Raw genomic sequence first — 11,893 nt, forward strand, 5'->3', positions numbered from 1 at the left:
GGTAGCTATGTGTGGAAGGGATAAGTGCTGAAAGCATCTAAGCATGAAGCCCCCCTCAAGATGAGATTTCCCATAGCGTCAAGCTAGTAAGATCCCTCAAAGATGATGAGGTTGATAGGTCTGGGGTGGAAGCGTGGCAACACGTGGAGCTGACAGATACTAATCGATCGAGGGCTTAACCTAAAAAACATTGGAACTTCGATTAAAAGCGTCACGTCCTGTGACAACATCGAAGCTAGCACATCCTTGTGCGTCGGAAGTCGTTGTTATCTAGTTTTGAGAGAATAACTCATAAAAATCACATGTCTAGTGGCGATAGCGAAGAGGTCACACCCGTTCCCATGCCGAACACGGAAGTTAAGCTCTTCAGCGCCGATGGTAGTTGGGGGCTCTCCCCCTGTGAGAGTAGGACGCTGCTGGGCAACAAAAAACCTTCGAAGAATTTTCTTCGAAGGTTTTTTGTTTTGGTTAATTAAACTAGCAAATATCAATTAATAGTATGTTTATAGATAAGATGGCAACAATAAAAGATGTTTGTTTTATTTTTAGAGGTGCTTATAGTTGCATTCTTAACTCACCATAGTATAATAATATTAAGTCAAATATAGTCAAAGTCAGAAAGGTGGAGGGTGAATGCGAAATATATCGGATATTATTGAAGAGTATTTAAAAAAAACCTTATCCACTAGTAATCAAAATATAATTGAAATTAAACGAAATGAGATTGCTGAAAAATTTCAATGTGTACCATCACAAATTAACTATGTAATTAATACCAGGTTTACGATTGAAAAAGGGTATATTGTGGAAAGTAAAAGAGGTGGGGGGGGTTACATTAGGATTATAAAAGTTCGAACAAATAACCATGCCCATCTGCTTGATCAAATTCTTGATTTAATTGAAGCAAAAATTTCCCAGTCTACGGCAGAAAATTTTATTATTCGATTATTGGAAGAAAAAGTTATTTCCACACGTGAAGCAAAGCTTATGTTAAGTGCAGTCGATCGTACGGTTTTAAGCGTAGAACTACCATTTCGTGATCAGTTAAGAGCAAATATTTTAAAATCCATGATTTTTAGCTTAAAATATAAGTCATAATATTGTAAAAAATTATTGAATATGGTGAAAATTTCATAAAGAGAAAGTGAGGCGAGTTCTGTAATGGAGTGTCAAGAATGTCACCAGCGTCCGGCTTCACTGCATTTTACTAAAATTATTAACGGTGAAAAAACAGAAATGCACCTTTGTGAGCAGTGTGCTAAGGAAAAAGGCGATGTATTACCTGGACCAAATAGTTTTTCGATCCATAACTTATTATCAGGATTGTTAAACTTTGAACAGTCAGTCACTGAAGCCCCCCATACTGGTTTCAAGAAGTCGCAGCCTTTACACTGCAGTAAATGCAATATGACCTATCAACAATTTGCTGAAATTGGTAGATTTGGATGTTCTCATTGTTACAAAGCATTTAATCATAAATTGGATCCTGTATTAAAAAAAGTTCATGGTGGGAATACAACACATTCGGGCAAAATCCCAAAACGAGGTGGATATGATATCCAGCGACAAAAAAAAATTCGTACCTTAAGAGAACGGATGCAAACTCATATTACAAACGAAGAATTTGAAAAAGCAGCTGAAATTAGGGACCAAATTCGAATAATTGAAAATAGTGAAAGCAGCAAGGAGGAGTAGGCATGTCACTTGAACAATTTATAAGTGAAGCTATTAGCCCTTGGATGAAAGAAAAAGGTCCTGATGCAGATATTGTATTGAGTAGTCGGATTCGATTAGCAAGAAATTTAGAACAATATGTGTTTCCTATCGCTACAAACGAAGAGCAGTCTAAATCTGTAATCACAGAAGTAAAAAAAAGTATTGAAACGCTTCCAAGTGATTCAATTGACTCTTTAGAAATGATTTTAATGAACTCTCTGCAGCCAGTTGAAAAACGCGTCTTAGTTGAAAAGCATCTAATTAGTCCGCACCTAGCACGTGAATCCAAAAATGGGGCAGTGCTGTTAAGTGAAAATGAATCAATTAGCATTATGGTTAACGAAGAAGATCATCTTCGTATTCAATGTTTATTTCCAGGTTTTCAGCTTCGAGAAGCCCTTTCTTCGGCAAATCAAATTGATGATTGGTTAGAAGAAAAGATCGATTATGCATTTGAAGAAAATAGAGGATATTTAACAAGTTGTCCAACAAATGTTGGAACAGGTATGCGTGCCTCTGTGATGATGCATCTTCCCGCACTTGTTTTTACACAGCGATTAAACCGAATTATTCCAGCAATTAATCAACTTGGTCTAGTTGTTAGAGGAATTTACGGGGAAGGTAGCGAAGCATTAGGTAACCTCTTTCAAATATCTAACCAAATTACATTAGGTAAGTCAGAAACCGATATTGTTGAAGACTTACATAGTGTAGTAGTTCAATTAATTGAACAAGAAAGAGCTGCACGAAAAATGCTTTTGGAGCATTCAAAGATTCAGCTTGAAGATCGCGTTTATCGATCGTTAGGTACACTGGAAAACAGTCGGATTATTCAATCCAAAGAGTCTGCACAATGCTTATCAGATGTACGCTTGGGGATTGATTTAGAGTTAATTAAAGGCATTTCAAGCAATATATTAAATGAACTCATGATCCTTACACAGCCAGGTTTCTTACAACAGTTTGCGAAACAAGCTTTACAACCTGAAGAACGAGATATTCTTAGAGCGACTCTTATTCGTGAACGCATTAAGTTAGAACAGTAACAATACAATTTCGTTAGGAGGCTGATGAAAGATGATGTTTGGACGATTTACAGAGCGTGCGCAAAAAGTTTTAGCTTTAGCGCAAGAAGAGGCAATTCGTTTAGGGCATAACAATGTTGGAACAGAGCATATCCTTCTTGGATTAATTCGAGAAGGCGAAGGGATTGCAGCAAAAGCGTTGGTTGCATTAGGACTTAGTCCCGAAAAAGTGCAGGAAGAGGTAGAAGCACTTATTGGTAAAGGGGAAGGCCCGATTCAAACGATTCATTATACACCAAGAGCAAAGAAAGTAATTGAGCTTTCTATGGATGAAGCACGTAAGCTAGGACATTCTTATGTAGGTACAGAACACATCTTGCTTGGTTTAATCCGAGAAGGAGAAGGTGTTGCTGCCCGCGTATTAAACAATTTAGGAGTTAGCTTAAATAAAGCGAGACAACAAGTACTTCAGTTATTAGGAAGCAATGAATCCGCTTCTTCTAGTCATCAAGGTGGGAATGCCAATGCAAATACACCTACACTAGACAGTTTAGCTCGCGATTTAACGCAAGTAGCGCGCGACAGCGGTTTAGACCCTGTCATTGGAAGAAGTAAAGAAATTCAACGTGTAATTGAAGTACTAAGCCGCCGTACAAAAAATAACCCTGTATTAATTGGGGAGCCTGGGGTAGGTAAAACAGCTATTGCAGAAGGATTAGCCCAGCAAATTATTAACAATGAAGTTCCTGAAACGCTTCGTGATAAACGAGTCATGACGCTTGATATGGGTACTGTTGTGGCTGGTACAAAATACCGTGGTGAATTTGAAGATCGTCTTAAGAAAGTAATGGATGAAATTCGCCAAGCAGGCAATATTATCTTATTCATTGATGAACTTCATACATTAATTGGTGCTGGCGGAGCAGAAGGTGCCATTGATGCATCAAATATTTTAAAACCATCTCTTGCTCGCGGTGAACTTCAATGTATTGGCGCGACAACATTAGATGAGTACCGTAAATATATTGAAAAAGATGCGGCCTTAGAAAGACGTTTCCAACCAATTACGGTTGATGAACCAACACTTAACGAATCCATTCAAATTTTAAAAGGTTTACGTGACCGTTATGAAGCACACCATCGTGTCACGATTACAGATACAGCGATTGAAGAGGCAGTCAAACTGTCAGATCGTTATATTTCAGATCGTTTCTTACCAGATAAAGCAATTGACCTTATTGATGAAGCAGCATCAAAGGTACGTCTTCGTTCTTATACAGCGCCGCCAAACTTAAAAGAACTTGAGCATAAGCTGGAAGAAGTTCGAAAAGAAAAAGATGCAGCCGTTCAAAGTCAAGAGTTTGAAAAAGCTGCGTCATTGCGTGACAAAGAACAGCGTTTGCGTGAACGCCTTGAAGAAACAAAGAATGAATGGAAAGAAAAACAAGGTCAAGAAAATCAAGAGGTTACACCAGAAGATATTGCCATTGTTGTAGCAAACTGGACGGGAATTCCAGTTTCTAAGCTGGCAGAAGAAGAAACAGAGCGTCTGCTTAAAATGGAAGATATTCTTCATAACCGTGTTATTGGTCAATCTGAGGCTGTTAAGGCCATTTCCAAAGCCATTCGTCGCGCAAGAGCGGGATTAAAAGATCCAAAGCGTCCAATTGGCTCCTTTATTTTCTTAGGACCAACAGGTGTAGGTAAAACAGAACTTGCTCGCGCCGTTGCTGAAACATTATTTGGTGATGAAGATTCTGTTATTCGAATTGATATGTCTGAGTATATGGAAAAACATGCAACATCTCGTTTAGTTGGTTCACCTCCAGGGTATGTTGGATATGAGGAGGGCGGTCAATTAACTGAAAAAGTTCGCCGCAAACCTTATTCCGTTATTTTATTAGATGAAATTGAAAAAGCACACCCAGAAGTATTTAATATTTTACTTCAAGTGCTTGAAGATGGGCGCTTAACTGATTCAAAAGGCAGAACCGTAGATTTTCGTAATACAGTTATTATTATGACTTCAAATGTTGGCGCAAGCACATTAAAGCGTAATAAACATCTTGGCTTTACTGTTCAAGGTGGAGAGCAAGATTATAAAGACATGAAAGGGAAAGTAATGGACGAATTAAAACGTGCATTCCGCCCAGAATTCTTAAACCGTATTGATGAAACAATTGTGTTCCATTCCTTAGAAAAAGAACACTTAAAAGAGATTGTTACATTAATGACAGAACAGCTTCAAAAACGTCTTCGTGAACAGGGCATTGACTTTGACTTAACAGAAGCAGCAAAAGGTAAAATTGCTGAGGATGGTTATGATCCAGACTATGGTGCACGCCCTCTAAGACGAGCAATTCAACGTCATATCGAAGACCGCTTATCTGAAGAACTATTGCGAGCAAACATTCAAAAAGGACAAAGAGTTATTATTGATGTAAAAGACGGAGATTATATTGTAGAAACATTAGAAGAAGCTAAAAATTAACGGTAAAGAAACCGGGGGGCGGTCTGTGCGTCTTCCGGTTTGCTTTTTAAAAAAATATGGATCTTCTAAAATAAGCAGTAGGGAAAGAAAGGAAGAAAGATGGCTAAGAAAAAGACTAAGTTTATGTGTCAAGAATGCGGGTATGAATCAGCAAAATGGATGGGGAAATGTCCAGGCTGTCATCAGTGGAATTCAATGGTTGAAGAATTTGTAGTCCCTTCTAATCACAGAGCAAGAGGATTTGTTACATCCGCAAATACAGGGCATAAAAAGCCCGAACCTCTTCATACAATAAAGGGAGAGGCAGAAGCACGTATTAGTACAAATATTGGCGAACTTAATCGCGTGTTAGGCGGAGGGGTTGTGCCAGGTTCACTTGTACTAGTTGGTGGCGATCCGGGTATTGGGAAATCAACAATGCTTCTGCAAGCCTCAGCACGGCTTGCTGAGCAAGGGCAAACCGTCTTATATGTCTCTGGTGAAGAATCTGTTAAGCAAACAAAAATGCGTTCAGACAGGCTAAATATTTTTACAGAGAAGCTGTATGTATTAGCAGAAACTGATTTAGACTATATTGAAAGTGCAATTGATGAAATTAATCCCGCTTTAGTTGTCATTGATTCTATTCAAACCGTCTTTCAGTCCACTGTGACATCAGCACCAGGAAGCGTCTCACAAGTAAGAGAGTGTACGTCACACTTAATGCGAATTGCAAAAACAAAAGGGGTAGCTGTGTTTATAGTAGGACATGTTACAAAAGAAGGAGCGATTGCAGGACCAAGAATGCTTGAGCATATGGTTGATGCTGTTTTATATTTTGAAGGAGAGCGTCATCATGCTTATCGTCTGCTTCGTGCAGTGAAAAATCGTTTTGGTTCAACAAATGAACTTGGTGTATTTGAGATGAAAGAAGTGGGATTAGAAGAAGTGACAAATCCTTCGGAAATCTTTTTAGAAGAGCGCTCACAAGGAGCTGCAGGATCGACTGTTGTTGCTTCTATGGAAGGGACAAGAACAATGCTTGTTGAAATTCAAGCCCTTATTTCACCAACAAGTTTTGGAAATCCGCGCAGGATGGCAACAGGTGTTGATCATAATCGTGTTTCCCTTCTGATGGCCGTATTGGAGAAAAGAGTCGGTTTACTGCTGCAAAATCAAGATGCTTATTTAAATGTGGCAGGAGGAGTCAAGCTTGATGAACCGGCTGTGGACCTTGCTGTTGCTGTAAGTATCGCCTCAAGTTTTCGCGATAAAATTACAAGGCCAACTGATGTTATCATTGGTGAAATCGGGTTAACAGGGGAAGTAAGAAGGGTTTCACGAATTGAACAGCGTATTCATGAAGCTGCTAAGTTAGGCTTTGAACGGGCAATTATTCCTCAAAAAAATATTGGGGGATGGACATTTCCAGCTGGAATTCAAATAATAGGCGTCTCAACAGTAGCAGAAGCACTAGAACATGCATTAGGAGGGTAGAGCGAGATGAACAAGGACAAGAAGTCGGCGATCATTAATGAAATACTTCAATTCGTTGCACCAGGTACTCCTATTAGGCAGGGGATTGATAATATTTTGCGCGCAAAAACAGGAGGGCTTATTGTTGTAGGTTATAATGATAAAGTAAAGGGTCTTGTTGATGGCGGATTTTCTATTGATTGTAAGTTCACGCCAGCACATTTATATGAACTTGCAAAGATGGATGGAGCTATTATTTTAAATGAAGGTGGTACGCGTATTTTATATGCCAATACCCAATTAATTCCCGATACCTCTATTCCTTCGATTGAGACAGGAATTCGTCACAGAACGGCAGAACGAGTGGCGAAACAAACAGGAAATTTAGTTGTCTCCATTTCCCAGCGCCGCAACGTTATTACACTTTATCAAGGAAATATTCGTTATTCCTTAAAGGAAATTGGGGTTATTTTAACAAAAGCAAATCAGGCAATTCAAACGCTTGAAAAGTATAAGGTAGTCTTAGATCAAGGGATTACAAATTTAGGAGCATTAGAATTCGAGGAATTAGTTACCTTTCAAGAGGTATCCCAAGTGATACACCGCATAGAATTAGTATTAAGAATAAAAAATGAGATTTTAAATTACGTAAACGAGCTTGGCACAGAAGGCCGTCTAATTAGTATGCAGATGGAAGAGCTTGTAACGAACATTGAAGACGAAGCAATTTTGTTAATACGTGATTATATGAATAATACTGGGGTAGAGCCGCTTGAAGTATTAAAACAATTAAACAAACTTTCCAATGATGAGTTGTTAGAAGAGCATAATATTGTAAAAATCCTTGGCTATCCAGCAGTAAATAATCGTCAGGAGGAAACGATTGTTCCTAGAGGATATCGTATTTTGCATAAAATACCGCGTCTTCCTTCGTTGATTATTGAAAATTTAGTAAAGGAGTTTAACAGTTTAAATGAGATTCTTAAAGCTTCTATTCAAGAATTGGATGATGTAGAAGGAATTGGAGAGGTAAGAGCTCGAAATATTAAAGGTGGTTTAACGCGTATTCAAGAACAGCTTTTTATTGATCGTCATATTTAAGTAATTGTTTTCAAAAGTATTGGAAACAATTTGTAAAATAAATGTTGTAACATTATGTAAAACATACAGAAAAGAGGTTTCAAATCTCGAAATATGTTTATAATGATAAAAGGGAGGTGAAGTACCAAATGTTAAAAAGGTTTGTCCAAATGTTTTTTATTTTTATTGGAGGTGCACTAGGCTGGCTTTATATTCCTGTCCTAGTTGAAGTGTTAAATATCGGGAATATACCTGGAATTACAAATGCTTATGTAGGTGCAGTGATTGGAGCTATTATTTTATTTTTATCAACATTTTGGTTAACTGATTATATTGTTGGATTGCTTCGATGGACTGAAGAGGCGATTGTAAAACTACCTGTAACAGATTTATTATTTGGTACAATGGGATTAGTATTTGGACTTATTGTTGCATTTTTAATCAATGTGTCCCTTAGTGAATTAAATATTCCTGTTGTAAGTGATGTACTTCCAGTCTTTTTAACTATTTTAATTGGCTATTTTGGTTACCAAGTTGGTTTTAAAAAGCGTGATGAGTTAGTCAACTTTTTCTCAATGAATCGTTCGAAAGATAAAAAGAAAGAGATGGAAGAAGCAGACTCAGAAGCAGAACTCTTAAAGCTTAAAATTCTAGATACAAGTGTCATTATTGATGGGAGAATTGCAGATATTTGTCAAACAGGTTTTTTGGAAGGGACACTTGTTATCCCGCAATTTGTACTAGAAGAGCTTCAGCATATTGCCGATTCATCAGATGTGTTAAAGCGTAACCGGGGACGCCGCGGCTTAGATATTTTAAATAAAATCCAGAAAGAATTGGCTGTGAATGTAGAAATCTATGAAGGTGACTTTGAAGAAATTCATGAAGTAGACAGTAAGCTTGTGAAACTTGCAAAGCTCTTATCAGGAGCAGTTGTTACTAATGATTTTAACTTAAATAAAGTATGTGAACTGCAAAATGTAGCAGTCTTAAATATTAATGATTTAGCAAATGCCGTAAAACCTGTTGTTCTTCCCGGTGAAGAATTAAATGTCCAAGTCATTAAGGATGGTAAAGAACATAATCAAGGCGTTGGTTACCTTGATGATGGTACGATGATTGTTGTAGAAGAAGGTCGTAATTATATTGGTAAAACAATTGATGTGGTTGTGACAAGTGTACTACAAACTTCGGCAGGGCGAATGATTTTTGCTAAACCAAAATTGCTTGAAAAAGCGTTATAATAAAAAAGTGTAAGTACCCCTCTTAGTATAATTAATAACTTTGCAGGGGCTTTCATACATAGAGAAATTGATGATAAAGATGGTGGGGGAGTGTTTTGAAATACCAAGTCGTTATACCTGCAGCAGGACAAGGAAAGCGAATGAACGCAGGCAGGAATAAACAATTTATTGAGTTAAGTGGTAAACCTGTAATTGTACATACATTATCTGTTTTTGAAGATGATCAATATTGTGAGAAAATAATTATTGCAGCAAATAAAAATGAAATTGATAAGTTAGAAGAGCTTGTATCACTTTATAAGTTTTCGAAAGTAGCAGCAATTATTCCGGGTGGCTCAGAACGTCAGCATAGCGTATATGAAGGCTTAAAAGCTATTGAGGATGAAGGCATTGTGCTTGTGCATGATGGGGCGAGACCGTTTATTACCGTGGAAATAATTCATCAACTTGTGAAAAAAGCTGAAGAACATGGGTCAGCAATTGTCGCTGTTCCTGTAAAAGATACCATTAAAAAAGTGGAAGAAAATAAAGTGAATGAGACGATAGATCGATCAAGCTTGTGGGCTGTGCAAACACCGCAAGCTTTTGATCTGCCGCTTATTAAGAACGCTCATGAACAAGCTGAAAAAAGTGGTTATATAGGAACTGATGATGCCAGTCTTGTAGAGCGGCTGGGCAAGTCTGTTTTTATTGTGAACGGTAGTTATGAAAATATTAAGCTTACAACACCAGATGATTTAATTATAGCGAATGCCATTTTAGCAAAGCAAAAAGGGGAAACGTGAGAATGAGAATAGGCCAAGGATTTGACGTACATAAGTTAACAGAAGGAAGACCGCTTATAATCGGCGGTATTGAAATTCCCTATGAAAAGGGGCTGCTTGGACATTCCGATGCAGACGTATTGCTTCATGCAATTAGTGATGCTGTTTTAGGAGCGGTTGGAAAAGGTGATATTGGTAAACACTTTCCTGATACAGATCCAGCATTTAAAGATGCAGATTCTAAAAAGCTTTTATCGCATGTTTGGCAGTTAGTAAAAGAGCAAGGCTATCAGTTAGGAAATGTTGATTGTACGATTATTGCCGAGCAGCCTAAAATGGCACCTTATATTGAGAAGATGCGTGAAACAATTGCTGAGCTGTTAGAAGCAGAATTTTTTCAAGTGAATGTAAAAGCAACTACGTCCGAAAAGCTTGGTTTTACAGGACGCGGAGAGGGCATTGCTTCACAAGCGGTTGTGCTTTTGCAAAAAAAAGATTAAGAATGTAGGGGAAAGCAAACACTACTAAGAAAAACTTGACCACTGCTTAGGTTTTGGTGATAAAATAAAAGCAGCAAAAATGGTGTTTTGAAGTTAAACAATAAGGAAGAATGAACTAAAGATTGGAAGGTGTAAGATTCATGGCAAAAAAGGTACGCGTTCGGTTTGCGCCAAGCCCAACTGGACATTTACATATTGGTGGTGCTCGTTCTGCACTATTTAACTTTTTATTTGCCCGCAATCAAGGCGGGGATTTTATTTTAAGAATTGAAGATACAGATCAAGCTCGAAATGTGGAGACAGCAACAGAAAAGCTCCATGCGAGCCTTGGTTGGTTAGGTATAACTTGGGATGAAGGGATGGATAAAGACGGCGGTTTTGGTCCTTATCGTTCCATGGATCGTCTTGATATTTATAATAAATACGTAGAACAGCTTCTAGAAGAAGGAAAAGCTTACTATTGTTATATGACGGAAGAAGAATTAGAAAAAGAACGTGAAGAGCAAATTGCCCGCAGTGAAATGCCAAAATACAGCGGTGCACACCGCAACTTAACAGAAGAAGAACGAAAAAGTTTTGAAGTAGAAGGCAGGGAGCCGGTTGTACGCTTCCGTGTTCCCGAAGGACAAAACATTGTCATTGAGGACAGCGTGCGTGGAACGGTTACATTTGAATCTGACGGCATCGGTGATTTTGTTATCCGCCGCAGAAACGGCATCCCGATGTATAACTTTGCTGTAACAGTGGATGATCACTTAATGGAAATTAGTCATGTCATCCGCGGCGAAGAGCATTTATCCAATACGCCGAGACAAGTTCTTCTTTATGAAGCACTTGGGTGGGAAGCACCAACATTTGCTCATGTGGCCCTTATTTTAAATGCAGATCGTCAAAAGATGAGCAAGCGTGATGAGTCCATTATTCAATTTGTAGAGCAGTATAAAGAACTAGGTTATCTGCCAGAAGCGCTTGTAAACTTCCTTTCTTTATTAGGGTGGTCACCTGAAGGAGAAGAAGAAATTTTCTCAATGGAAGAGCTTATTAACCAATTCGGCTTAGAGCGTGTATCAAAAGCACCAGCGGTTTTTGATACACAAAAGCTTGAGTGGATGAATAATCAATATATTAAAAAGGCAGATCTTGATACGGTAGTGAACCTTGCCCTTCCTCATCTTGTGAAAGCAGGTCGTTTATCAGAAGAAATGTCAGACAGTGAGAACAATTGGGCGCGTCAATTAATTGCTCTTTATCAAGAGCAGTTATCATATGGTGCTGAAATTGTTGAATTAACTGAGTTATTCTTTAAAACAGACATCTCCTATGATGAAGAAGCAAAAGCAGTTTTAGGAGAAGAGCAGGTACAAGAAGTATTAACAGTATTTCTAGCAAAAGTAAAAGAAATGAATGAATTAACAGCAGACGATATTAAAGCGGCGATTAAAGCTGTTCAAAAGGAAACGGGACATAAAGGCAAGAAACTGTTTATGCCAATTCGTGTCGCAACAACAGGGCAAACACATGGTCCAGAACTTCCAGTAGCAATTGCGCTGCTTGGAAAAGAAATTGTCGAGGCGCGTTTAGCTCAACTTGTTTAATGAATACATGGCATTTAAATAAG

General features: G+C 38.1%; 10 protein-coding genes, 2 rRNA genes and 1 other annotated feature (1 of these 13 cut by a window edge). All 12 genes read left to right on the forward strand.

The genetic code is table 11. From position 1 onward, the window contains the following. Nucleotides 1-183, forward strand: a 23S ribosomal RNA gene (locus DS031_RS20175); the annotation flags it as partial. A 122-nt stretch (nt 184-305) separates the two neighbouring features. Next, nucleotides 306-422 (forward strand): 5S ribosomal RNA (gene rrf / locus DS031_RS20180). 211 nt (nt 423-633) lie between these two features. Further along, complete coding sequence (locus tag DS031_RS20185; protein WP_113808004.1) at nt 634-1,098, forward strand: CtsR family transcriptional regulator; 465 nt, start codon at nt 634-636, stop codon at nt 1,096-1,098. Between the two features lie 63 nt (nt 1,099-1,161). Further along, nucleotides 1,162-1,695 carry a protein-arginine kinase activator protein McsA gene (gene mcsA, locus DS031_RS20190; RefSeq protein WP_113808005.1) on the forward strand — a complete coding sequence of 178 codons (534 nt, stop codon included), beginning with the start codon at nt 1,162-1,164 and terminating at the stop codon, nt 1,693-1,695. Between the two features lie 2 nt (nt 1,696-1,697). Further along, the gene (gene mcsB / locus DS031_RS20195; RefSeq protein ID WP_113808006.1) at nt 1,698-2,762 is read left to right on the forward strand and encodes a protein-arginine kinase McsB; all 1,065 of its coding nucleotides are present in this window, start codon (nt 1,698-1,700) and stop codon (nt 2,760-2,762) included. A gap of 31 nt (nt 2,763-2,793) precedes the next feature. After that, nucleotides 2,794-5,232, forward strand: coding sequence for an ATP-dependent protease ATP-binding subunit ClpC (gene clpC / locus DS031_RS20200; protein WP_113808007.1), 2,439 nt, complete (start codon nt 2,794-2,796; stop codon nt 5,230-5,232). Between the two features lie 99 nt (nt 5,233-5,331). Then, the gene (radA, locus tag DS031_RS20205; RefSeq protein ID WP_113808008.1) at nt 5,332-6,708 is read left to right on the forward strand and encodes a DNA repair protein RadA; all 1,377 of its coding nucleotides are present in this window, start codon (nt 5,332-5,334) and stop codon (nt 6,706-6,708) included. Between the two features lie 6 nt (nt 6,709-6,714). Continuing rightward, on the forward strand, nt 6,715-7,788 hold the full coding sequence (gene disA, locus DS031_RS20210; protein WP_113808009.1) for a DNA integrity scanning diadenylate cyclase DisA: 1,074 nt from the start codon (nt 6,715-6,717) through the stop codon (nt 7,786-7,788). Nucleotides 7,789-7,916: 128 nt separating this feature from the next. Next, nucleotides 7,917-9,011: a PIN/TRAM domain-containing protein gene (locus DS031_RS20215; protein WP_113808010.1), complete on the forward strand. Its 1,095-nt coding sequence runs from the start codon at nt 7,917-7,919 to the stop codon at nt 9,009-9,011. 95 nt (nt 9,012-9,106) lie between these two features. Then, entirely contained in the window at nt 9,107-9,796 is a 690-nt protein-coding gene (gene ispD / locus DS031_RS20220) for a 2-C-methyl-D-erythritol 4-phosphate cytidylyltransferase (protein WP_113808011.1), read from the forward strand. A gap of 2 nt (nt 9,797-9,798) precedes the next feature. Next, complete coding sequence (gene ispF, locus DS031_RS20225; RefSeq protein ID WP_113808012.1) at nt 9,799-10,275, forward strand: 2-C-methyl-D-erythritol 2,4-cyclodiphosphate synthase; 477 nt, start codon at nt 9,799-9,801, stop codon at nt 10,273-10,275. Between the two features lie 140 nt (nt 10,276-10,415). Beyond that, the gene (gene gltX / locus DS031_RS20230) at nt 10,416-11,870 is read left to right on the forward strand and encodes a glutamate--tRNA ligase (protein ID WP_113808013.1); all 1,455 of its coding nucleotides are present in this window, start codon (nt 10,416-10,418) and stop codon (nt 11,868-11,870) included. A gap of 22 nt (nt 11,871-11,892) precedes the next feature. Further along, nucleotide 11,893: a binding site (T-box leader), on the forward strand; it runs 231 nt beyond the window's last position.

It is taken from the genome of Bacillus taeanensis (genome assembly GCF_003318295.1).
GTDB classification, from domain to species: domain Bacteria; phylum Bacillota; class Bacilli; order Bacillales; family UBA6769; genus Maribacillus; species Maribacillus taeanensis.